Source organism: Sphingobium sp. B12D2B (assembly GCF_025961775.1).
Taxonomy (GTDB): Bacteria; Pseudomonadota; Alphaproteobacteria; order Sphingomonadales; family Sphingomonadaceae; genus Sphingobium.
The window spans coordinates 1,358,356-1,380,201 of the sequence record NZ_JAOQOH010000001.1 but is presented as its reverse complement, the minus strand read 5'-3'; the positions used below and the strand labels follow the sequence as shown (position 1 = coordinate 1,380,201).

The 21,846-nt window shown below is 65.0% G+C and carries 28 protein-coding genes and 1 tRNA gene; 12 read left to right on the top strand and 17 right to left on the bottom strand.

What is annotated here, in order from left to right:
• Positions 1–138: 138 nt before the first annotated feature.
• Positions 139–714: a MarR family winged helix-turn-helix transcriptional regulator gene (locus tag M2335_RS06645; RefSeq protein ID WP_264594176.1), complete on the top strand. Its 576-nt coding sequence runs from the start codon at positions 139–141 to the stop codon at positions 712–714.
• A 121-nt stretch (positions 715–835) separates the two neighbouring features.
• Here M2335_RS06645 and M2335_RS06640 read toward each other — a convergent pair.
• Positions 836–921: transfer RNA gene (locus M2335_RS06640), tRNA-Tyr, on the bottom strand.
• 103 nt (positions 922–1,024) lie between these two features.
• Here M2335_RS06640 and M2335_RS06635 point away from each other — a divergent pair.
• The 3 genes from M2335_RS06635 to M2335_RS06625 are packed head-to-tail and all read left to right on the top strand — an operon-like array spanning position 1,025 to position 2,999.
• Positions 1,025–1,777: a TrmH family RNA methyltransferase gene (locus M2335_RS06635; protein WP_181560175.1), complete on the top strand. Its 753-nt coding sequence runs from the start codon at positions 1,025–1,027 to the stop codon at positions 1,775–1,777.
• A 38-nt stretch (positions 1,778–1,815) separates the two neighbouring features.
• Positions 1,816–2,589, top strand: a complete 774-nt coding sequence (locus M2335_RS06630) for a hypothetical protein (RefSeq protein WP_319801190.1) — start codon at positions 1,816–1,818, stop codon at positions 2,587–2,589.
• Entirely contained in the window at positions 2,586–2,999 is a 414-nt protein-coding gene (locus M2335_RS06625) for a DUF2147 domain-containing protein (protein ID WP_264594175.1), read from the top strand. The genes M2335_RS06630 and M2335_RS06625 overlap by 4 nt, the downstream gene beginning before the upstream one ends.
• A gap of 40 nt (positions 3,000–3,039) precedes the next feature.
• Here M2335_RS06625 and M2335_RS06620 read toward each other — a convergent pair whose 3' ends face one another.
• The gene (locus M2335_RS06620; protein WP_264594174.1) at positions 3,040–3,357 is read right to left on the bottom strand and encodes a 2Fe-2S iron-sulfur cluster-binding protein; all 318 of its coding nucleotides are present in this window, start codon (positions 3,355–3,357) and stop codon (positions 3,040–3,042) included.
• Between the two features lie 94 nt (positions 3,358–3,451).
• Here M2335_RS06620 and M2335_RS06615 point away from each other — a divergent pair, with 94 nt between their 5' ends.
• Positions 3,452–4,066 (top strand): DNA-3-methyladenine glycosylase family protein, encoded by a 615-nt coding sequence (locus M2335_RS06615; RefSeq protein WP_181560178.1) that lies wholly within the window; start codon positions 3,452–3,454, stop codon positions 4,064–4,066.
• 27 nt (positions 4,067–4,093) lie between these two features.
• Here the strand turns inward: M2335_RS06615 and M2335_RS06610 are convergent, their stop codons facing one another.
• Positions 4,094–4,387 (bottom strand): 4a-hydroxytetrahydrobiopterin dehydratase, encoded by a 294-nt coding sequence (locus tag M2335_RS06610; protein ID WP_264570852.1) that lies wholly within the window; start codon positions 4,385–4,387, stop codon positions 4,094–4,096.
• A gap of 57 nt (positions 4,388–4,444) precedes the next feature.
• On the opposite strand from M2335_RS06610, the gene ccmA reads away from it, so the two are divergent.
• Together ccmA and M2335_RS06600 are read left to right on the top strand one after the other, a co-directional pair.
• Positions 4,445–5,059, top strand: a complete 615-nt coding sequence (ccmA, locus tag M2335_RS06605) for a heme ABC exporter ATP-binding protein CcmA (RefSeq protein ID WP_264595373.1) — start codon at positions 4,445–4,447, stop codon at positions 5,057–5,059.
• Complete coding sequence (locus M2335_RS06600) at positions 5,056–5,697, top strand: heme exporter protein CcmB (protein ID WP_264570854.1); 642 nt, start codon at positions 5,056–5,058, stop codon at positions 5,695–5,697. Before ccmA ends, M2335_RS06600 begins: the two co-directional genes overlap by 4 nt.
• A 192-nt stretch (positions 5,698–5,889) precedes the next feature.
• Here M2335_RS06600 and M2335_RS06595 read toward each other — a convergent pair whose 3' ends face one another.
• The 10 genes from M2335_RS06595 to coxB all read right to left on the bottom strand — a co-directional run bounded on the left by M2335_RS06595 (position 5,890) and on the right by coxB (position 14,968).
• Positions 5,890–6,786, bottom strand: coding sequence for a class I SAM-dependent methyltransferase (locus tag M2335_RS06595; protein ID WP_264594173.1), 897 nt, complete (start codon positions 6,784–6,786; stop codon positions 5,890–5,892).
• 154 nt (positions 6,787–6,940) lie between these two features.
• Positions 6,941–8,344 carry a threonine synthase gene (thrC, locus tag M2335_RS06590; protein WP_264594172.1) on the bottom strand — a complete coding sequence of 468 codons (1,404 nt, stop codon included), beginning with the start codon at positions 8,342–8,344 and terminating at the stop codon, positions 6,941–6,943.
• A gap of 44 nt (positions 8,345–8,388) precedes the next feature.
• Positions 8,389–9,027, bottom strand: a complete 639-nt coding sequence (locus M2335_RS06585; RefSeq protein ID WP_264570857.1) for an SURF1 family protein — start codon at positions 9,025–9,027, stop codon at positions 8,389–8,391.
• Complete coding sequence (locus M2335_RS06580) at positions 9,024–9,452, bottom strand: DUF983 domain-containing protein (RefSeq protein ID WP_264570858.1); 429 nt, start codon at positions 9,450–9,452, stop codon at positions 9,024–9,026. Before M2335_RS06580 ends, M2335_RS06585 begins: the two co-directional genes overlap by 4 nt.
• 137 nt (positions 9,453–9,589) lie before the next feature.
• Positions 9,590–10,420: a cytochrome c oxidase subunit 3 gene (locus M2335_RS06575; protein WP_181560186.1), complete on the bottom strand. Its 831-nt coding sequence runs from the start codon at positions 10,418–10,420 to the stop codon at positions 9,590–9,592.
• Between the two features lie 53 nt (positions 10,421–10,473).
• Positions 10,474–11,049 carry a cytochrome c oxidase assembly protein gene (locus M2335_RS06570; protein WP_264594171.1) on the bottom strand — a complete coding sequence of 192 codons (576 nt, stop codon included), beginning with the start codon at positions 11,047–11,049 and terminating at the stop codon, positions 10,474–10,476.
• A gap of 11 nt (positions 11,050–11,060) precedes the next feature.
• Complete coding sequence (locus tag M2335_RS06565; protein WP_264570860.1) at positions 11,061–11,183, bottom strand: hypothetical protein; 123 nt, start codon at positions 11,181–11,183, stop codon at positions 11,061–11,063.
• On the bottom strand, positions 11,180–12,109 hold the full coding sequence (locus M2335_RS06560; protein WP_264577470.1) for a heme o synthase: 930 nt from the start codon (positions 12,107–12,109) through the stop codon (positions 11,180–11,182). Before M2335_RS06560 ends, M2335_RS06565 begins: the two co-directional genes overlap by 4 nt.
• A gap of 157 nt (positions 12,110–12,266) precedes the next feature.
• A complete protein-coding gene (gene ctaD, locus M2335_RS06555; protein ID WP_181560188.1) occupies positions 12,267–13,937 on the bottom strand; it encodes a cytochrome c oxidase subunit I in 1,671 nt (556 codons plus the stop codon).
• An 11-nt stretch (positions 13,938–13,948) separates the two neighbouring features.
• A complete protein-coding gene (gene coxB, locus M2335_RS06550) occupies positions 13,949–14,968 on the bottom strand; it encodes a cytochrome c oxidase subunit II (RefSeq protein ID WP_264594170.1) in 1,020 nt (339 codons plus the stop codon).
• Positions 14,969–15,157: 189 nt separating this feature from the next.
• Between coxB and pyrE the strand changes: the two genes are divergently transcribed.
• Genes pyrE through lepB form a run of 4 tightly spaced genes read left to right on the top strand, consistent with a single transcriptional unit; the run spans position 15,158 to position 17,821 of the window.
• A complete protein-coding gene (pyrE, locus tag M2335_RS06545; RefSeq protein ID WP_264573260.1) occupies positions 15,158–15,736 on the top strand; it encodes an orotate phosphoribosyltransferase in 579 nt (192 codons plus the stop codon).
• Positions 15,733–16,491, top strand: a complete 759-nt coding sequence (locus M2335_RS06540) for a pyridoxine 5'-phosphate synthase (protein ID WP_413716106.1) — start codon at positions 15,733–15,735, stop codon at positions 16,489–16,491. Before pyrE ends, M2335_RS06540 begins: the two co-directional genes overlap by 4 nt.
• A complete protein-coding gene (gene acpS / locus M2335_RS06535) occupies positions 16,488–16,889 on the top strand; it encodes a holo-ACP synthase (RefSeq protein WP_264594169.1) in 402 nt (133 codons plus the stop codon). The genes M2335_RS06540 and acpS overlap by 4 nt, the downstream gene beginning before the upstream one ends.
• 14 nt (positions 16,890–16,903) lie before the next feature.
• Entirely contained in the window at positions 16,904–17,821 is a 918-nt protein-coding gene (gene lepB, locus M2335_RS06530) for a signal peptidase I (RefSeq protein ID WP_264595371.1), read from the top strand.
• 25 nt (positions 17,822–17,846) lie between these two features.
• Here lepB and M2335_RS06525 read toward each other — a convergent pair whose 3' ends face one another.
• A complete protein-coding gene (locus M2335_RS06525; protein ID WP_264593202.1) occupies positions 17,847–18,458 on the bottom strand; it encodes a TetR/AcrR family transcriptional regulator in 612 nt (203 codons plus the stop codon).
• 77 nt (positions 18,459–18,535) lie between these two features.
• Here M2335_RS06525 and M2335_RS06520 point away from each other — a divergent pair, with 77 nt between their 5' ends.
• The gene (locus tag M2335_RS06520; RefSeq protein WP_264573264.1) at positions 18,536–18,898 is read left to right on the top strand and encodes a darcynin family protein; all 363 of its coding nucleotides are present in this window, start codon (positions 18,536–18,538) and stop codon (positions 18,896–18,898) included.
• Positions 18,899–18,980: 82 nt separating this feature from the next.
• Here M2335_RS06520 and M2335_RS06515 read toward each other — a convergent pair whose 3' ends face one another.
• The 3 genes from M2335_RS06515 to M2335_RS06505 all read right to left on the bottom strand — a co-directional run bounded on the left by M2335_RS06515 (position 18,981) and on the right by M2335_RS06505 (position 21,731).
• Positions 18,981–19,547 (bottom strand): FKBP-type peptidyl-prolyl cis-trans isomerase, encoded by a 567-nt coding sequence (locus M2335_RS06515; RefSeq protein ID WP_264594168.1) that lies wholly within the window; start codon positions 19,545–19,547, stop codon positions 18,981–18,983.
• A gap of 67 nt (positions 19,548–19,614) precedes the next feature.
• Positions 19,615–19,821 carry a 30S ribosomal protein S21 gene (rpsU, locus tag M2335_RS06510; protein ID WP_181560196.1) on the bottom strand — a complete coding sequence of 69 codons (207 nt, stop codon included), beginning with the start codon at positions 19,819–19,821 and terminating at the stop codon, positions 19,615–19,617.
• 176 nt (positions 19,822–19,997) lie between these two features.
• Positions 19,998–21,731 carry a bifunctional metallophosphatase/5'-nucleotidase gene (locus M2335_RS06505; RefSeq protein WP_264594167.1) on the bottom strand — a complete coding sequence of 578 codons (1,734 nt, stop codon included), beginning with the start codon at positions 21,729–21,731 and terminating at the stop codon, positions 19,998–20,000.
• Positions 21,732–21,846 lie beyond the last annotated feature (115 nt).

Here is a 21,846-nt window from a genome sequence, read left to right as displayed (position 1 = left end):
AACGGTTGCAGACAAGGCAGTTCGCGCGGGCGGTTGCACATTGCTCACGCGCAAACTAATTTTGCGGACCGCAGAGATTTTTGCGACTTTTTTGGGCGATCGCGCCCTTCTGGCAAGGTTACGAAGGAACGGCATCGCATGAAAAGCGCTCCCAAGACGGCAGGCAGCGAAGCTGAAATCTTCGGGAAGGTCCTGCCACCGAAATCGGGCTATCCTTCCCCGGACATGGCGCTGACCATCACCATTGTGATGCTGGCCCGCCGCTGGCGCGCGCTGGTCGATGAGAAGCTGCGGGATATCGGCCAGAGCGCATCGCGCATGGAGGCGATGTCCTCCATCGCCTATGCACCGCCCGGCACGACCCAGATCCAGATCGCCAAGCGCGTCGGAATCGAAGGCCCTACCCTCACCCGCACGCTGGACCTGCTGGAAGCCGAAGGGCTGGTGGAACGCCTGCCCGACCCCAGCGACCGGCGCAACAAGCTTATGCGCCTGACCGCAGAGGGCTATCAGACTCTGGCCCATATGCTCGAAATCGCCGCTAGCCTGCGCGCGCATTTGCTTGAGGACGTCTCCGAGGACAAGGTGCGGGAAGGCTATGACTTCTTCTCGATGCTGCTCCAACGCATCGAATCCGGGCTCGATCTGCCCGCCGACCAGATCGGCAAGCTGCCGGGATTCGCAAATAACGGACTGCCACCCGCCACCCGCTGAGGATTTATTGCGCTCGGATGGTCTGCGCCGGATAAGCGGGCCCACGGACAATGCAATCGATCGATTGCCGATGCGGGCTCCCGTCCCGAAGGACGTGGTTTCAAATGATCATCATGGGAGATGGTGGAAGGGGCTGGATTCGAACCAGCGTACGCTCACGCGGGCAGATTTACAGTCTGCTGCCTTTAACCACTCGGCCACCCTTCCAGAGGCGCCTGACCCGGACGGCGGGGCCGTCAAACGGATTGGAGGCGGCTCAATGGCGAATGGGGCCTTGCCTGTCAATGCCATGGTGTGGAAAAGCGCACGCATGAAACGGGGACACAGAACAGGAAAGCCGAAAGGCGGGTATCCGAGGCTCTATGGGCGCCACGCCATCACGGCCGCGCTCGCCAATCCGGAGCGGGTGATTCGCAAGATCTGGGGCACGCGCGAGGCATTGGCCGCGCTCGATCTGCCGCCGGTGCTGCCGATCGTCTATTCGGACGTGGCGGATCTGGGCCGCATGGTGCCAGGCGACGCGCCACATCAAGGCCTTGTGGCCGAGGTGGAAGCGCTGGAGGATATCTGGCTCGGCGATCTGCTGGAACAGGGTGTGCCGGATGAACAGGCACGCCGGCCGATCCTGGTGCTCGATCAGGTGACCGATCCGCACAATGTCGGCGCAATCCTGCGCTCGGCCGCCGCCTTCAACGCGCTCGGCATCGTGACGCAGGACCGCCATGCACCGCCCGAATCGGGCGTGATTGCGCGCGCGGCAGCCGGCGCGCTGGAAATCGTGCCCTGGGTACGGGTGGTGAACCTCGCTCGCGCGCTCGATGAAATCGCCGAAGCCGGCTATTGGCGCATCGCGCTCGATGGCGACGCACGCGATACGATCGCCGGCGCGCTGGACAATACCACTCGCGTCGCGCTTGTGCTGGGTGCGGAGGGTGAAGGGCTCCGCCTGAACAGCGTCAATCATTGCGACATGGTCGCCCGCCTGCCGATCAGCCCGCGCATGGAGAGCCTCAACGTTTCCAACGCCGCGGCAATCGCGCTATACGCCTGCATGACGCGCTAGGCGCTAGCCTGGCGCCGTGCCTCGCGGGGGATGAGCGATTGACGAACCGGGCGATGATGACGCGCTGGCTGCTGGTGCTGATCGCGCCCCTGCTGCTTTCGAGCTGCCTGCTCGTACCGACACGATTCGCGGCGACGCTCGATATCAAGGCCGACCGCAGCTTCACCTTCGCTTATGTGGGGGAGGTGCAGCTTCTCAAGAGCAGTCCGTCCGACATGACCGACGGACTGCTGGATGAAGACAATGCAGCGGAAGACGACGCCACGGACGGGGCGACGGACGATGCGCAGATGTTCAAGATCGCCAGCCAGCCGCAAAGCAAGAGCGGGACTGCGGACGACGTCGATGCCGACGATGAGGCGCAGCTCCGGCGTCTCGCCGAGGCGCTGAGCAAGGAATATGGCTACCGCTCCGCCCGCTACATCGGCGACCACAAGCTGGCCATCGATTACCGGATCAGCGGCCGGCTCGACCATGGCTTCGTCTTTCCGTTCAACCCGGACGGCGAAGTCGTGCTGCCCTTCCTCGCCATAGAACTGCGCGGCAAGGATCGCGTGCGCGTGAAGGCTCCCGGCTTTGCCAATGATAGCGACGCCGCCACCTTGCCGATGGGCACGGCGAGCGGCCGGGAGAGCCCCGGCGGGCTTCTGGACGGGACATTCACGCTGACCACATCGGCAGAGATCGTGAGCCAGAATCAGGAAGAAGGCGCCGAAACCATGACGGATGGACAAAGACGGATCGTCTGGAAGGTCACCCCGGCCACCAGGGATGCACCGATGGCCGTGCTGCGCGTGGCGCCGTTGCCATGAGGGGACGCGCAGGCCTTGGGCTGCTGATCGCTAGCGCCGCTCTAAGCGCTAGCGCAGGCCGCGCGGCGGAAAGCGAATCGCTTGGCATCTGGACCAATCCGCAACGCAGCGTGCAGGTGCGGGCACATCGCTGCGGTACGGCTATGTGCGGGACGGTGATTCAGGCCAGCGAAAAAGCCCGCGCAGACGCGCGCAAGGGCGGGATGGACAGTCTGATCGGCGCGCGCCTGTTCAGCGGCTTCGTGCCCGAGAAGGAGAATGTCTGGCGGGGCAAGGTGTTCATACCGGATATCGGCAAGACCTTTTCCGGCACCATCACCCTGGTCAACGAGCGGACGCTGAGCGCGCAAGGCTGCCTGATCGGCCGCATCGGCTGCCGATCACAGGTCTGGACGCGGGTGGATAACTAGACCCGGCGGGCGCCCCCTGGCGCGCACCGGGCCAAAGCGCTCAGTCTTCCGGCGCGATCGTGACGATCATGCCCTCGAGCTCCGGGCTGACCGGGATCTGGCAGGAGAGACGGCTGGAGGCATTGCGATGCTCGGAGCTGTCGAGCAGATCGTCCTCGTCGCCCTTGAGCGGCGGGAGCTTGTCCGCATAAGCCTCGTCCACATAGACATGGCAGGTTGCGCAGGAACAGCAGCCGCCACAAATGGCCAGCAGTTCGTCGATTCCGTTGTCGCGGATCACTTCCATGACCGTGTGGCCATTCTGGGCCTCGATCTCGTGGCGCGCGCCGTCCCGTGTCACAACCGTCAATTGCGGCATTTTTATCTCCAAACCATGGTTTGGCTCGCTATGAGGGGCTGCTGGACAGAAATCAACCCGGCGACGCGCGCCGCTCTTTATCCTGGGACGAACCATGCTCGATGATGCCGCATTGCGGACTTCGCTGGATGCGCTGGCGGCAGATCAGCCCGCGATCGCCGCGTTGATCGAGCGGCTCGGTTACCCCCCGTCCCGCCAGCGCGAGCCGGGTTACGAAACGCTGCTGCGCACCATCGTCGGCCAGCAGGTGAGCGTTGCTGCGGCAGCCTCCGTATGGAGCAAGCTGGAGGCCGCACTCGGCGCCGGCTGCGCGCCGGATGCCCTGCTGGCGCAGGATTTCGAGACGCTGCGCGCCTGCGGCCTCTCCCGCCAGAAACAGGGCTATGCCCGCAGCCTCGCGGAAATGGTGGTGAGCGGCGGGCTGGACCTGCACGCCCTGCCGCAGGATGATGAGGAGGCCATCGCCGCGCTCGTGCGGATCAAGGGCATCGGCCGCTGGTCGGCGGAAATCTATCTGCTGTTCGCGGAAGGCCGCAGGGACATCTGGCCGGCGGGCGACCTCGCCGTGCAGATCGCGGTGGGGCAGATCATGGGCCTCGATGCGCGCCCGGCCGAACGCGAAACCCGCGCGCTGGCCGAAGCCTGGCGCCCGCATCGCAGTGCCATGGCGCTGATGGCCTGGCATCATTATAACACCCCGGTCTTCTGATGCGCCGCGCCCCCCGCCCCCTTCCCGTCAGAGCAGCGCGTCGATCGCCTTGGCGAGGGCGATATCGCGCGCGCTCAGGCCCCCGGCATCATGGGTGGTCAGGCGAATATCCACGCGATTGTAGACGTTTGACCATTCCGGGTGATGATCGGCGCGTTCGGCCAGCAGGGCAACCTTGCTCATGAACCCGAAGGCGGCGACGAAATCATCGAACCGCAGGCTGCGCGAAATGCCGCTGGCATCATCCGACAGGCGCCAGGCCGGGACGGTGCTGAGCGCTTGCGCGCGCTCCTCGTCGGAGAGACGGGCGATCCTTGGCATGGCGGTCTCCTTTTCGCGCGCCCCCTTCTCGGCCACGCGCCCATGGACCGTCAAGCCATGAGCGGCGCGGCGCTCCGGCTGGAGGATGTCGCCTGCCTGCGCGGGGGACGGCTGCTGTTCGCCGGCGTCAATCTCAGCCTGACCGCCGGCGGCAGCGCCCAGATCGCCGGGCCGAACGGCATCGGCAAATCGAGCCTGCTGCGCATCATTGCCGGGCTCCTGCGGCCCTTTGCGGGGACGGTGACCTGCGAGGGCGCGGTGGCGCTGACCGATGAGCTTGATGCGCTGGACCGGGACCGCACGGTGCACGACGCCCTCGCCTTCTGGGCCAAAGTGGATGAGGCGCCGTCCGCGCGCATCGACGCCGCGCTCGATGACCTCGCCATTGCACATCTGCGCGATATTCCGGTGCGGATGCTCTCCACCGGCCAGCGCAAGCGCGCCGCGCTGGCCCGCACGCTGATTACCGCGGCGCCGATCTGGCTGCTGGATGAGCCCGCCAATGGCCTCGACGTCGCCTCGGCCGCGCAACTCGGCACCCTGGTCGACGAGCACCGTGCGCGCGGCGGCCTCGTGCTCGCGGCCTCGCACATGCCGCTCGCGTGGACGCAGGATGCGGTGATCGACCTTCATGCGCCGGCCCCGGATGCGGGCGAGGAGCGCGACGCATGATCGGCCCGATCATTCTGCGCGATCTTGGTCGGGCGTGGCGGAGCGGTGGCATCTGGCTGCCCCTGGCCTTTCTGCTGCTGATTGCGGCGCTGTTTCCCTTCGCCGTCGGCCCTAATGCCACGCTGCTCAGCCAGACCGGCGGCGGCCTGCTGTGGGTCGCGGCACTGCTGGCCAGCCTGCTGCCCATCGACCGGCTGATCGAGCCGGACCGCGACAGCGGCGTGATCGACCAGCTCGTACTGCGCGGCGTGGGGGAAGGCACGATCCTGTTCGCCAAGGGCGTCGCGCATTGGCTGAGCTTTGGTCCGCCGCTTCTGATCGCGGCGCTGCCGGCCGGGGCCCTGCTCAAGCTGGAGCCGGAGATGCTGCGGCTGGTGATGATCGGCCTTGCACTCGGCACGCCCGGCCTTGCCGCGCTGGCGCTGCTGGTGGCAGCACTCACCGCCGGCCTGCGAGGAAGCGGCGCGCTGACCGGCCTGCTGGTGCTGCCGCTGGCGGTGCCGATCCTGATCTTCGGTGCCGGCGCCCTGCAATTTGGCGGCGACAGCGCGCTGAAACTGGTCGCGGCCTGCTCGCTGTTACTGTGCGTGGTGGCGCCCGTCGCGGGCGGTGCGGCGCTAAGGGCGGGACGGGATTAGGTAGGGCTGGATTGAGGGGCGCCGCATACCAGGCCTTCCCTCTTCCCCGTTCGTGTCGAGCGAAGTCGAGACACCAAGCACAGCGCTAGACGTGTCTCGACTTCGCTCGACACGAATGGAAAGGTGGGCAGGTTTACGCAGGCGCTTGCGGTGCGCTGACTCTACGAGCGAACCCCTCCCCCCGAAAGCCCCTCAGTCCCGCGTCCAGCGCGCCCAGATTGCGGTGGGGAGCAGCAGCCCCCGCGCCTCTTCCCGCACGGCCAGCTCGCCGCATTCGATACGTCCTGGCAGATCGCCCAGATGCGCGCGGAGCAGTTCGCCGATCGCCAGGGCGGACATGCGCACAGCATAGACCGTGAGAAACAGGAAACGGCTGTCACCATCCAGCAAGCCGCGGCAACCGGCGATCAGGCCGGCCAGGTCTTCCTCGAGCCGCCAGATCTCGCCATCCGGTCCCCGGCCATATTTCGGCGGATCGAGCAGGATGCCATGATAGCGCCGCTCGCGCCGCACCTCGCGTGCCACGAATTTGGCGGCATCGTCGATGATCCAGCGGACGGGATTGCTCTCCATGCCGGAGAGCGCCGCATTGGCACGCGCCTGCGCGACCGATTTCTTGGAGGCATCGACATGCACGCACTGCGCCCCGGTCGCGGAGAGGGCCAGCGTGCCAACGCCGGTATAGCCGAACAGGTTGAGGAAATGCGGCGCGTCGACGCCGTGCAGCCGCTCGCGCGCCCATTGCCAGACTGGCGCCATGTCCGGGAAGAAGCCGAGATGCCGGAAGGGCGTGCAGCTCGCCTGAAAGCGCGCCTCCTCCCAGCGCAGCGGCCAGCCATCGCGGGGCACGGGCTTGTCGAAATGCCAGCGCCCGCCGCCATCCTCGTCCGATGCCGGAATGAAGCTGCCATGCGCATCCCAGTCGGCCTGCGCCGGCTGCCACATCGCCTGCGGCTCCGGGCGGATGAAACGATAGGGGCCGTAGCGCTCCAGCTTGCGGCCGGCGCCGCTATCGATGAGGCCGTAATCGCCCCAGGGCTCGCCGACCATTGTGGTGAGTGGGAGGGCGGGTGGCAGGGTTATAGACATTTATCCCCTCCCCTTCAGGGGAGGGGTCGGGGGGTAGGGGCGACGCAGAGCATCGCTCGCGCAGCGCTCTGTAGCCGACGTAGCCGACGTAGCCGACGTAGCCGACACCACCCCAACCCCTCCTCTAAAAAGGAGGGGCTTCAGAAAGGACGTCCTACCCACGGCGCGGCGTGGCGCGTTCCGCGATATATTCGGTCACTGCCTCGAACGTACCGGGCAGCGTCACATAGCGCTCCTCGCGCCCAAACAGATCGCCCACGCGTGACGGCAGCGAGGGACGCACGCCGGTGGCGCGTTCCACGGCATCGCGGAACTTGGCGGGATGCGCCGTCGCCAGCGTCACCACCGGCACGGACGGATCGAGCGGCACGGCATGGGCCGCCGCGAGGCCGACCGCGCTGTGCGGATCGATGACCTGAGAGGCCGCATCATAAGCCCAACGCATCGCTCGCGACATGTCGTCGCCATCGACGCGCGCGGACGAGAAGAGCTTGGACGCCCCGTCGCGCTGCGCATTCGTCAGGCGCATGGCCTTTGTCGCCTCGAATCCCTTCATCTGCTCGGCCAGCGCCAGACCATCGCGCCCGCCAAGATCGAACAGCAGCCGCTCGAAATTGGAGGAGACCTGAATGTCCATGCTGGGCGTGGCCGTCGGCACGACGCCTTCCTGGCTGTAGTCGCCCTGCGAGAGCGCCCGGTGCAGAATGTCGTTCACATTGGTGGCGACGATCAGCCGCTCGATGGGGAGACCCATGCGCGCTGCGACATAGCCGGCGAACACGTCGCCGAAATTGCCGGTCGGCACCGAGAAGGCGACCTGCCGATGCGGCGCGCCGAGGCGCACGCCGACATAGATATAATAGATCACCTGCGCCACGAGTCGCGCCCAGTTGATGCTGTTCACCGCCGACAGATCGAAGCGGCCGGCGAAATCGGCATCGTTGAACATGCGCTTCACCAGCGCCTGCGCATCGTCGAAGCTGCCCTCGATGGCGATGTTGTGGACGTTCGGCGCCAGCACCGTCGTCATCTGCCGGCGCTGCACATCCGACACGCGATCTGCGGGATGGAGCATGAAGATATCGATCTTCGCTCGGCCCGCAACGGCATCGATGGCCGCCGAGCCGGTGTCTCCCGACGTCGCGCCGACGATGGTCAGATGGGTATCGCGGCGGCTGAGGAACTTCTCGAACAGCAGGCCGAGCATCTGCAGCGCAACGTCCTTGAACGCCAGCGTCGGCCCGTGGAACAGCTCAAGCAGCCAGTGCTGATGATCGAGCTGCACCAGCGGCGTCACCGCGGCGTGGGAGAAGCGGCCATAAGCCTGCGTACACAGCTCGCGCAGCTCGTCTTCGCTCAGACAATTGCCCACGAAGGGGCGAATGACACGAACGGCGGTCTCGACGTAAGAGAGGCCGCGCATCGCCTCCAGCTCGTCGGCGGAAAAGCTCGGCCAATGCTCAGGCAGATACAGCCCGCCGTCGCTCGCCAGCCCTGCCAGCGTTGCGCCTTCGAAATCCAGCGCAGCCGCGCGCCCCCTGGTGCTCACATATTGCATGACCGGCCCTTAGCCTTGTGGCTGCCGTAGCGCAACGGAGTGGATTAACCCTCGCGCGGTTCGCCCCGCCAGCGCTTGCGCAGGGCGAGCGCATAAATCACCAGCGCGATCGTGGCGAACAGGAACCACTGCACCGCGTAGGAGCGGTGATTATTGGGCACCGACGATGGATCGGGCCGCGCGGAGGCGAGCAGGCCGGGCGCGGGCCCGTCCGCGACGATCATCAGCCGCAAGGGCGGTGCCTTGCCCTGCACACGGGCCAGCAGTGAGGAATTGTCCGGCTCATGGGTGGCTGTGCCAGTCACCGGGCCGCCCTGCCAGTCAGTCTTGCCATCCGGTCGCACGCTCACGCCCATGTCCACCACAAGTCCCGGCCCTTCGGCACCGGTCGCGCAATAAGCGATGTGCCGCCATCCGGTCTCGCCGCTGCGCGCCCGACCGCCGATCACCTGCCAATCGACCACGCGCAGGCACTGGGCCGCGAGACGGCGGAACATGTAGCTTTGATCGGTGGGGTTTTGCCGGGGATAGGCCGTGAGCGGCAGATGCAGATTCGCGCGCCAGGCATCCAGCGCGGCCTCCTTCTGCTGGGCGCGACCGATCTGCCAGATGCCCAGCGCGATCATCACGGCAACGGCGAGGCCGACCAGAACGGTCGGCACCAGCGGCACGCGGCGGCTCATGGCGCGCCCTCGCCCGGCTGACGCGGATCGGCAATGCGCCCCTCGCGCGCCTTGTTGCGATATTCGATGATCAGCAGTGCTGCCTTGGACAGCCGCAAACAGCCGATGACCAGCGCGGTGGTGAGCGGCACCCAGAGCAGGATATGCACCCAGAATGGCGGATCGGCGGCCAGCTGGACCATCAGCGCCAGCGCCGTGACCAGCCCGCCGACGATCAGGATGAGGAAGGCCGCCGGGCCATCGCCGACATTGAACGCGGCCAGATCCAGCCCGCAGGCCCGGCAGCGCGGCGCGAATCGTACCCAGCCATCGAACAGCGGCCCGGCGCCACAGCGCGGGCAGCGGGCCTTGACGCTCGCCTTGACTAGATAAGCCGGTGTGACAGCGGCAGCCTTTAGCGCCTCTGCGGGCTTAGTCTCGCTCATCCATCCTGTCCTTCGCAAATGCCGCATGCCGAAAACGAAGCGACGCGCGGAAGGGCTTTCCGCGCGTCGCCTTTGCTATCGATAGATGAGGAGCAAGCATGGGCCTTGGCGCCGCACATGCCGTGCTCCCCGGCCGATCAGCCCGCGTGCATCGGAGCTCCCCAGCCGCCCCACACATAGATGGAGACGAACAGGAACAGCCACACCACGTCAACGAAGTGCCAGTACCAGGCCGCCGCCTCGAACCCGAAGTGCTGGCGCGGGGTGAAGTGGCCCTTATAGGCCCGCACCTGGCAGACGATCAGGAAGATCGTGCCGACCAGAACGTGGAAGCCGTGGAAGCCGGTCGCCATGTAGAAGGCCGAGCCATAAGGCGTCGTGCCGAAGGCGAAGGGCGCGTGAGCATATTCGTAGGCCTGCACGCAGGTGAAGACGATGCCGAGGATGATCGTAAGCCACAGGCCCTTCTTCAAGCCGTCCCGGTCGCCATGGATGATCGCATGGTGCGCCCAGGTGATGGTGGTGCCGGAGCAAAGCAGAATCAGCGTGTTGAGGAGCGGCAGCTCGAAGGGATTGAGAACTTCGATGCCCTCGGACGGGAACAGGCCGTCAATCGGCGGCAGGGCCGTCGGGAAGAGGCTGAAATCGAAGAACGCCCAGAACCAGCCCACGAAGAACATGACTTCCGAGGCGATGAACAGGATCATGCCGTAGCGCAGGTGAAGCTGCACGACTGGCGTGTGATCGCCGGCATGCGCCTCGCGAATAACGTCCGCCCACCAGAAGAACATGGTGGCGAGCACGCCGGCCAGACCGAGGAAGAAGCCCGCGCCGCCCCAGCTGCCCATTTCAGAGGGGTGCATCCAGGCAACGGCGCCCAGCGCCATCACCAGGGCCGACATCGAGCCCATCAACGGCCAGAAACTGGCGGGGAGAATGTGATAATCGTGATTCTTGGCGCCGGCCATATCGTATTCCCTGTATCTAAGCGCTTTATCCGAGCGCTCGTTTGCGCGCTTCTTTAGCTCTGGTCGTCCGGCTTCTCAACCGGATAGAATGTGTAACTCAGCGTGATTTCCTGGACGTCCTTGCCGTCAGAATCATCAAGGAACGCCTTGTCGACATAGAACAGCACGGGCATCCGCACCTGCTGCCCCGGCTGCAAGGTCTGCTCCGTAAAGCAGAAGCACTGCACCTTGCTGAAATATTTGCCGACATATTCGGGCGTGACGTTGAACACGGCGCGCCCGGTCACCGGCTTATTCGAGGTGTTCTTCGCGATGAAGATCGCCATCGACTTGCCGCCGACGCCCACGGTCAGGCGGCGCTTCTCGGGATAGAATTCCCACGGGATGCCGCCGCCGATATTCGAGTCGAACCGAATCGACAGCTGCCGGCCCTGCGTCTGCAGCGAGACCGCCTTGGCGGCCTGTGCGGCGTCGACGCGCTGGGTGGTGCCGCCGAAGCCGGTAACCTGACAGAATAGGCGGTAGAGCGGGACCGCCGCGAAGCCGAGGCCGAGCATCGCCACCGCGACCAGCGCTGCCAGCAGGGCTGTCTTGCGGTTACTCACGCGCTTTCCGGCAATCGTCGTCATCGCACCGCTCCTCAGGCCATTTTCGCGATGGTGATCGCAAAGAACAGTACGACCAGCGCGGCGAGGATCCACGCCATGATGCGCGCCCGCGCCCGCTGGCGCTCCTGAATGAGTTTCTGGTCTTCAGGGGTCATGCCGCATACACCCAATGGTCGACGACAACCGCGCCGAAGAGCAGGAAAAGATAGAGAACCGAATATTTGAACAGCCGCCGCTCCGGCTTCATTTGGGCGGGATCGCTCTCCCGGCGCAGCGAGACCTGCAGGGCCATGGCCGCGAACACCGCTGTCGCCAACAACGCAGTCAGTCCATAGATCGGGCCGGTCAGCCGCAACACCACCGGCGCCAGCGCGGCGACGCCCATGATGCTGGTATAGCCCAGGATCTGGCGGCGGGTGGTCACCTCCCCGGCCACCACCGGCAGCATCGGGATGCCGGCATTGGCGTAATCCATCCGCACGAACAGCGCGAGCGACCAGAAGTGCGGCGGGGTCCAGAAGAAGATCAGCATGAACAGAGCGATGGGCAGCAGCGCCACATCGCCCGTCACCGCCGCCCAGCCGATCAACGGCGGAAAGGCACCGGCCGCACCACCGATCACGATATTCTGCGCCGTGCGTGGCTTGAGCCAGATGGTGTAGATGAACACATAGAAGAGGATCGACGTCGCCAGGATGCCGGCGGCGAGCCAGTTGGTCGCAAAGCCCATCAGAAGCACGGAAAAGGCAGCGAGGCCGACGCCGAAATGCAGCGCCGTTTCCCGGCTCATCCGGCCGGCCGGCAGCGGACGACCCGCGGTACGCTTCATCTTCGCGTCGCGGTCGACTTCATACCATTGGTTGAGCGCGCCCGCCGCACCAGCGCCGAGCGCGATGCAGAGAATGGCGGTAAAGGCGAGCACCGGAGACAGGCTGCCGGGTGCGACCAGCAATCCGCACAGGCCGGTGAAGACGACGAGCGTCAGCACGCGCGGCTTAGTCAGCGCGAGCAGATCGCGCCAGTCCGCCGGGAGCGGAACCGTCGACCCGCCAAGCGGAGACTGTTGTGGCGCGGTGCCCATGATCGATGCCTTGCTCGCCAAAACCTCTGACCTTGCGTTCAGTTCAACTCGTCAGTTCATATCGCAAGCGGGAGCGCTTGCGCGCCCCCGATCACTATCTTGTCTGTTCAAGCCGCCACCCTGAGGACGGCGGCTCGCGGGTGAAACCCGTTGCCGATCAATCGATGACCGGCAAGGTCTCGAACTGGTGGTACGGCGGCGGGCTGGACAGCGTCCATTCCAGCGTCGTGGCACCCTCACCCCACGGATTGGCAGCGGCCTTCTTGCCGGCCAGCAGAGAGATGAAGACGTTTACGAAGAAGATCAGAACGCCCACGCCCATGATCGCATAACCAAACGAGGCGATGCCGTTCCAGTAGGCCAGCGCATCGGTGTAATCCGGCACGCGGCGCTGCATACCGCTCATGCCCAGGAAGTGCATCGGGAAGAACATGATGTTCACGCCGATGAAAAACACCCAGAAGTGGAGCTGACCCAGGAACTCGTTGTACATCTTCCCGAACATCTTCGGGAACCAGTAGTAGAAGCCTGCGAACAGCGAGAACACGGCACCGAGCGAGAGCACATAGTGGAAGTGCGCGACCACATAATAGGTGTCGTGCAGGTTATCGTCGATGCCGCCATTGGCGAGCACCACGCCGGTCACGCCACCCACGGTGAACATGAAGATGAAGCCGAGCGACCAGACCATGGGGGTCTTGAAGCTCATCGAGCCGCCCCACATCGTGGCGATCCACGAAAAGATCTTCACGCCGGTCGGCACCGCGATGACCATGGTGGCGGCCGTGAAGTACATCTTCATGTTCACGGTCATGCCGGTGGTGAACATGTGGTGCGCCCACACGATGAAGCCAACGACGCCGATGGCGACCATGGCATAGGCCATGCCGAGATAACCGAAGACGGGCTTGCGGCTGAAGGTGGAGACGATCTGGCTGACGATGCCGAAGCCCGGCAGAATCATGATGTACACTTCGGGGTGGCCGAAGAACCAGAACAGGTGCTGATAGAGAACCGGATCACCGCCGCCGGCCGCGTCATAGAAGACGGTGCCGAAGTTACGATCGGTCAGGAGCATGGTGATGGCCGCAGCCAGCACGGGCAGTGCGAGCAGCAGAAGGAAGGCGGTAACCAGCACCGACCACACGAACAGCGGCATCTTGTGGATGGTCATCCCCGGTGCGCGCATGTTGAAGATGGTGGTGATGAAGTTGATCGCGCCCAGGATCGAGCTGGCGCCTGCGATGTGCAGCGAGAGAATCGCCATGTCGACCGCCGGACCGGGGCTGCCGCTGGTGGACAGCGGGGCATAGACGGTCCAGCCGGTGCCCGCGCCATTGCCGGTGCCGCCGGGCACGAAGGCCGAGCCAAGCAGGAGCAGGAATGCAGGGATGAGCAGCCAGAAGCTGATATTGTTCATCCGCGGGAAGGCCATGTCCGGCGCGCCGATCATGATCGGGACGAACCAGTTGCCGAAGCCGCCGATGATCGCCGGCATCACCATGAAGAACACCATGATGAGGCCGTGGGCCGTGATCAGCACGTTCCAGAGGTGATAGGCCTGATCGATCGTCGCATCGGGACCGTCCGCGAAGGTGGCCCAATGCTGGAGATACTGAATACCCGGCTCAGCCAGCTCGAGACGCATGAGGCCCGAGATGGCGCCGCCGATGACGCCGGCCATGATCGCGAAGATCAGGTAAAGCGTGCCGATGTCCTTGTGGTTCGTCGACATGAACCAGCGGACGAAGAAGCCCGGCTTGTGATCGGCATCATGATCGCCATGGGCGTGCGCCCCGTGGAAATCGTCTGCGGTTGTGGTGCTCATCTTGGAAGTCCTCAGGATGCAGTCGCGGGCGCCGCAGCGGGCGTCTCGGCGTTGGCGGGAGCAGGAGCGGCGGCGGGTGCTTCGGCGGCAGCGGCAGGCGCGGCTGCGTCACCCGGCATCTGGCCACCCTGTGAGCGGACCCACTGTGCGAACCGCTCGGGGCTCACCGCTTCGATCGAGATCGGCATGAAGCCATGGCGTGCACCGCACAGCTCCGAGCAGACGCCATAATAGACGCCTTCCTTCTCGATGGTGAAGGTCTTCTCGTTGAGGCGACCCGGCACAGCATCTTCCTTCACCCAGAAGGCGGGAATCGAGAAGGAGTGGATCACGTCAGCCGCAGTGATGATCGCCTTGATGGGCACGCCGACCGGGAGGACGACGCGATTGTCGACGCCGAGCAGGCGGGGCTCGCCACGCTTGAGCGCTTCTTCGGGCGGCAGCATGTTGGAGACATATTCGCCGATGCCGAGATCGGGATATTCATAACCCCAGTACCACTGATAGCCGGTCACCTTGAGGGTGATGGCGTTGGCCGGGGCCGGCTTGAACTGCTTGGCCAGCAGGTCGATCGACGGAATGGCGATACCGATGAGGATCAGCACCGGCGCCAGCGTCCAGACGATCTCGATCGCCGTGTTGTGCGAGGTGCGCGAGGGCACCGGATTGGCGGCGCGACGGTAGCGCACCACGACCCAGAGCAGCAGCCCGAGCACGAACAGCGAGATAACCGTGATGACCGGCAGCAGAATCACATTGTGCATCCACAGCGCATAATTGCCCGTGGAGGTCACCTGCTTCTGGAAGGTCGTCTCGCCCACGGCGGGCTGGCCGACACCTTCGACCGGCGCAGCATGATCGAACGCCGGCGCGGCGGGAGCTGCGGGCGCAGCGGCGGCGGCCGGTGCGGCTTCCGCAGTCGACGCCGCGGGCGCAGCAGCCTGTTCTGCCTGCCCGAAAGCGGAAGATGGCGCGAGCGTGCTCAGTCCGAGCGCGATCGCCACCATGAAGCCATTGATTCTTCTAGTCATGCGGTCGACCTGCCTTCAATTTCAGGCCGCTAGCGAAAGACATCGACTGCGGCCCCCCTCATTGATCTTGCGGCCCCTATACGCAGCCAGCCTCCCAGCCTCAAGCGCAGAAATTGCCCGAATGCCAGCCGTTGATTGTCAGCCCGTCCGCCGCTATCTGCGCCGCTCTATATAAGAGGTCGGGGAAACATGACAGAATCGGAAGTGCTCGCTGAATTTCGCGCCTGTGACGCGCTGCTCCAGGGGCATTTTCTGCTGTCCTCGGGCAAGCACAGCGCCAACTATCTGCAGTGCGCGCGCGTGCTGATGAATCCCGAGCGCGCCGGCCGCATCGCCGTTGCGATCGCCCAGTCTATCCCGCGCGATATTCGCGCTGCCATCGACGTCGTGGTCTCCCCGGCGATGGGCGGCATCATCATCGGCCACGAGATGGGCCGGGCGCTGGGCTGCGATGCGCTGTTTCTCGAGCGGCCGCAGGGCACCTTCCTGTTCCGTCGCGGTTTTTCGCTGACGCCCGGCCAGAAGGTGCTGATGGTCGAGGACGTCGTGACGACCGGCCTCTCCTCCCGCCAGGCGATGGAAGCGGTGCGCGCGGAAGGCGGCGAGGTCATCGCCGAAGCCGCCGTGGTCGATCGCTCGGCCGGCGAGGCCAATCTCGGCGTGCCCTTCTTCCCACTCGTGAGCCTCAACTTCCCCGTGTACGACGCTGACGATCTGCCGCCCGAGCTGGCCGCGATCCCAGCCACCAAACCGGGCAGCCGGGCATGACAGCAATGGCGGACCAGAGCGGCCGCCACCTGCGCCTGGGCGTCAACATCGATCATGTGGCGACCATCCGCAATGCGCGGGGCGCCTCCTACCCCGATCCGGTCCGCGCCGCCCTGCTCGCGCAGGAAGCCGGCGCCGACGGCATCACCGCACATTTGCGCGAAGATCGCCGGCACATCACGGACAAGGACATCGCGCGCCTGTCAGCCGAGCTGGAGATCCCGTTCAATTTCGAGATGGCCGCCACGCAGGAGATGCTGGAGATCGCACTGCGCCATAAGCCGCACGCCGTCTGCCTCGTGCCGGAGCGCCGCGAGGAGCGCACGACCGAGGGCGGGCTGGACGCGGCCGGGTTGCACAATCACCTCGCGCCCATGGTGGATCGGCTTGGCGAAGCGGGCTGCCGTGTTTCGCTGTTCATCGAGGCCGATCCGCGCCAGATCGACGCAGCGGTGCGCCTCAAGGTGCCGGTGGTGGAATTGCACACGGGCAAATATTGCGAGGTCGAAGGCCCCGAACAGGCTGCGGAACTTCGCCGCATCACCGACATGGCAGCACTGGCCGCCAAGAACGGCATCGAGCCCCATGCCGGCCATGGCCTGACTTACGAGAATGTCGCGCCCATCGCAGCGATTCCGCAGGTCGCGGAACTCAACATCGGCCATTTCCTTATCGGCGAGGCGATCTTCTTGGGCCTGCGCGACAGCGTGGCGCAGATGCGCAAGCTGATGGACGAGGCGCGCGGCCAGGCATGATCGTCGGCCTGGGCTCTGATCTTTGCAATATCGAGCGAATCCAGGCTTCTCTGGACCGGTTCGGAGAGCGATTCGAGCAGCGGGTGTTCACCGACCATGAGATCGCCCGAGCCAATCGGCGCCCGTTTACGAAGGCCGGCACACTCGCCAAGCGCTTCGCGGCCAAGGAGGCCTTCAGCAAGGCAGTCGGCACCGGATTCAAGGCCGGCGTCTTCATGAAGGACATTGGCGTCGTCAATCTGCCCTCCGGCGCACCGACGCTTGCCCTCAGGGGCGGCGCCAAAGCGCGACTGGATGCCTTGACCCCGCCCGGCACCAGCCTATTTGTTCACCTGACATTGACCGACGATCATCCCTGGGCGCAGGCGTTCGTCATTCTGGAGGCGCGCTTTCCGTGACGGATGAGGCATCGATCAAGGCGCAGGAAACGCGCCGGAAACGCGCTGACAAGAAGACCGATTGGATCGGCGAGATCAAGAGCATTGTGTTGCTGCTGGCGGCAGTGCTCGCCTTCCACAGCTTCGTGGCCAAGCCTTTCTACATACCCTCCGAATCGATGATGCCGACCATGCTGGTGGGCGATAGGCTCATTGTTTCCAAATATGCCTATGGCTGGTCCTACGTCTCCCCGACGATTCCCAATCCGGCCGCGATCCTGCGCACCACATTGCTGGGCGGACCGCCCGAGCCCTGGGGCGTCACGCTACCTTTCATGAACGGGCGCGTTTGGGGCAAGATGCCCGAGCGCGGCGACATCGCGATCGTGACCCCGCAGAACAGCAACGAGGATTATATCAAGCGGGTCATCGGCCTGCCCGGCGATCTGCTGGAAGTGCGCGACGGCGTAGTGATCCTCAACGGCAAGCCGGTTAAGCAGGAGGCTCTGCCCGCCATGCGGATGCCGGTGGATGCCAACAGCCGGTGCGATCCGCGCCAGTTCCCCGGCGCGCTCGAAACGCAGCCCGATGGCACGCAGGTATGCGTGCTCCCGGTGCTGCGTGAGACGCTGCCCAATGGACGCAGCTACACGATCATCGACATGGGCGCACGCGAGACCGACTGGTACGGCCCAGTGCGCATCCCTGCCAGCCATGTGTTCCTGATGGGCGATAACCGCGACAATAGCGCGGACAGCCGCGTCTCCGCCGCAATGCAGGGCCTTGGCGGCCCGGTGCCTTGGGAATCGCTGGGTGGCCGCGCCGAATTTATCACCTTCTCGCTGGATGGATCGACACGGCTCAATCCGGCCACCTGGATCAGCAGCTTCCGCAGCGGCCGGGCAGGGATGTCGCTGCATCCTGAAGAGACAGCAGGTTCGGCGCAGCGCTGAGCGCTTTTGCGGTAAGAGCGGCTCCTCACCGATAGCCGAGATAGCCGCGCACGGCCCGACCGACGCGTTCTTCCAGACCGGGCCGGTCCTGTTCTCCATGCGCGCCAGCCGTGTCGACCATGCCCTTGATGATCGCGAGCATGTCCTGCGCGGCGAACGCCGTGTCGGCTTGGGTTGGAAGATCCGGGCGCTGTAACACGCTGGTAACGATCTCGCGGAGCCGCACGCTCACCGCGTGAATTGCCGGATCGAGCGGCAGCCGGGCCTCCTCGATATCAAGAAGGCGCGCCAAAACGGGGCGCCGGAGTTGATGCGCGACCGCTGCTGCGATCAGCAGAGCCAGCGCCGCCTGCCCCGTCTCGGCCGTTGTCGCCGCCTCCCAATCGGCGATCAGCAGCGCGGTTTCCCGCAAGATCAGCGCGCCGATCAGGGCGTCCTTGCCCGGAAAGTACTGATACAGCGACCCGATGCTGACGCCAGCACGTTCAGCAACGGCATTGGTGGTCAGTCCGCCGAGTCCCTTTTCCTCCAGAATGCGAGCCGTCGCTTCGACGATGGCCTTTACCGTCTCCAAAGAGCGGCTCTGCCGCGGCGATTTTCTGGGGATGGAGCGCTGCTGGGAAGGGATGTTGGTCATGACGTCAATACGAGTAGCCAATCTTGAGCATTTGCTCGCATTTAGTCCGCGCAGACACAGACTGACAAGGACCTATCATGACCAATGCAAGCCTTTCGTTCGAACCCGCCCTCACCGTCTTCATGCTGGTCAAGACGTCGCCAGAGTGGCTCGGCTTTCCCGTCGATCAGCGTTTCGCGCTGCTGAACGAGCAATTCGCGCCCATTCTGCGCAAGCACGCCGGCAAGGTTGCGCTGCGCTTCTTCGACGTGGAGTTCTACGCGACGCGCGTAACCGACATCTGGATGTGGGATGCGATCGACCACCACGCCTATCAGTTGCTGGTCGAGGACCTGCGGGAAACAGCCTTCTGGGACCGTTATTTCGATATCGTCGAAATTCTGACCGGTGTCGAAAATGCCTATGCCAAGAATTATGGCCGGCCGGTCATTAGCGGATGAGGCGTCTAACAGGATGACGGCCCAGATGCCGGGCCGGGAATGAGATGTGTGAAGCGGGCGCCGGATCGGCGCCCCTTCCCCATCAGGGCTGCGGCATCTCCGGCGCGCCCGGCGGCATCGCGCCCGGGCCACCCGGACCTCCGCCCTGCTGCTGCATCATCTGCTGCATCTGCATCATCTGCTGGGCCTGCATGACCTCGGCACGGGATTTGAACTCAAGCAGCTTGATCTCGAACTGCAAGGGCGTGTTCCGCAGGATGACGCCGCCCGGAGGGGGGCTGTCGCCATAAGCCAGCTCGGCGGGGATCCATGCGCGAATGCTGCCGCCGCGCTTGAGCAGGGTCACCGCCTCGGCAAAGCCGGGGACCAGCGACTGCAGGTCCATCGGCGCGCTCTCATTCTCGTCGAACACCGTGCCATCGGGCAGCGTGCCCTTATAGGCGACGAGCGCAAAATCATCGCGGGTGGGGCTTTCGCCCGACCCTTGCGTTATCATCTGGTAGCGCAGGCCGCTGGAGGTATGACCGAACTGGCGGCTGCCAGCCCAGGCCAGCACCGCCGCAACGGCCAGCACCAGCACGACCGCAAGCCAAAAACGACGAACCGAACCGCGCCGGATAGGCTGCAAGGGAACCGCCGTGACGGACATGGGCCGTGCCTCTTCTTATTGAAACCGGGAGAATCAACAGGGCCGCAAGCGCGGCCCTGAAAGTAACTTAACGGGCGCCGTCGCGCTCGGCGCGCTTGCGCTCCAGCTTGCGGGCACGACGGATGGCCGCAGCCTTCTCGCGCGCACGCTTCTCGGAGGGCTTCTCATAGTGACGACGGAGCTTCATCTCGCGATAAACGCCCTCACGCTGCAGCTTCTTCTTGAGCGCCCGCAGCGCCTGGTCGACGTTGTTGTCGCGCACGATGATTTGCATAAGCTCGTCAGTCTCCAGTTCTATCGCTTGTCCGCAGGGACCGGAGCATACTCCGGACGCGGTATCAATCTGCCTAAAATAACATACGCCGCGACAATCTGCCACGGCGGAACGGGCTGCCCTTATCAGGGTGACCTTACCGGATCAAGACCGGAAAGGCTTGGAAAAGGCCACAATCATTGCGGTGTGACATTGCGGATGCGGTCCAGGGCAGGTGGGCCGCGATGCGAGTCGCTGGCGATATACACCTCCAGCGCGTCCACATCCACCGGCCCTTCGGCCAGCACCGGCGCCGGCGCGAACAGCCGCAGCCCATCACCGCCCTGCGCGATGAAATTGTTCATGGCGACCCGATAAGTCCCCTCATCTCGCAGCGCCGCGCCATTCAGGCGGATGTTGAAGACGCGTGCGCCGGCGGGACGGCTGGCGTCGAACTCATAGCTGAATCCCCTGGAAACGCTGAGAATCGACGGGCGATCGCCACGGGTGAACTGCTGCTCCAGCGCGGCACGGATGTCTGCGCCCGAGAGCTGCTTGACGAGCACCACATTGCCGAAGGGCTGCGCGGAATAGAGATCGCCAAAGCGGACGCTGCCATCGGCCAGGGGCGCGATGGGCGCGCGCAGCCCGCCGGGATTCATAAGGGCTAGCTGCGCCCCGCCCCGCTCCGGTGCCTGCACGGAGGCCAGTTGCGCATCGGCGATGAAGTTGCCGAGCGTGCTCTGGCCGCTCGCATCGGCGATCTGGGTCAGGCTGCCGGCCAGCTTGCCGACGACTCGGTCGCTCACGCTAGATGCTGCCGTGCGATAGCGCGCCACGAGTTTGGTCAGTTCGGGTTGTGCGGCCGCTGCTTCCTCGCGCTGCTCCACCAGGACATTCTCAGCCCGCTTGTCGACCAGCCGATGCGCGGCGACATCATAATCGAGCGTGATGCGGGTGAGCAGCGTGCCATATTGACCCGCGCTGGTGGCGAGCAAGGGCCGGCTGGGATCAACCGTGCCATAGCGGCAGACATAGGCCTGATGGGTATGGCCGGAAATCACGAGATCGAAAGCAGGATCGAGCCGCGCCATGATCTGCGGCAGCGGTCCGGAGAGCGAGCCGCAATCGCCGGGATCGCCCTCCCCACCCGGATAGCCGCCTTCGTGGATCAGCAGCACCAATATCTCTGCCCCGGCCTGTTTGAGCGCAGCGACATAGCTGTTCGCCGCCTCCGCCTCATCAAGAAAGCGCAGATTGGCAACACCGCTCGGCGCCACGATCTCCGGCGTGCCCTTGAGCGTGACGCCGACAAAGCCGACGGTCACCGTCTTGCCGCCAGCGAGAGCAAAGCGCTTGAGGCCATAAGCCGGGAACAAGGTCTGCCCATCGGCCTGCTGCACGTTCGCCGCAAGAAAGCCAAAGCGCGCGCCGGGGAAATCGCTCATCACCTGGCAGGGCTGCAATCGTGTAAACTGCGTGCAGCCGCCGGTCTGCATCCGGCGCAGCTCGTCCGGCCCGCGATCGAACTCATGATTGCCCACCGAGTTGAAATCGACGCCGACCGTGTTCATCACGCGGATCGTCGGCTCATCGAGAAAATGGCCGGAGATGAGTGGCGAGGCGCTGATCATGTCGCCGGCGGAGACCACGGCGCTGTTGGGATTCTCGGCCCGCAGGCGGGAGACGGCCTGCGCAAAGTGGATCGCCCCGCCCGCAGCGGTTCGTGGCGCATCGGCTGCGGCGCCCGGTGGAAGCACAGTCTGCCCCACCGTATCGATATGGCCGTGAAAATCATTGAAGGCGATGATCTGCAGCCGCGCAATACTGTCGCCCGCCGGGGATGCGGGCCGCTGCGCCGTCTGTGCGCAGGCGCCGAGCAGAAGAAGGCCAAGCGGCAGGCTGGCGCGGATCATCGAGGAAAATTGCATCGTCACTCGTCCATAGCTGGCGAAAAGCGGGTCTCTGTTAGCAGATGCTCCGGGTCATCGCAGTGACAGCGGCACAGGCCGCCGCCTTTCACTCGACAACCCGCCCTCTCCCGCG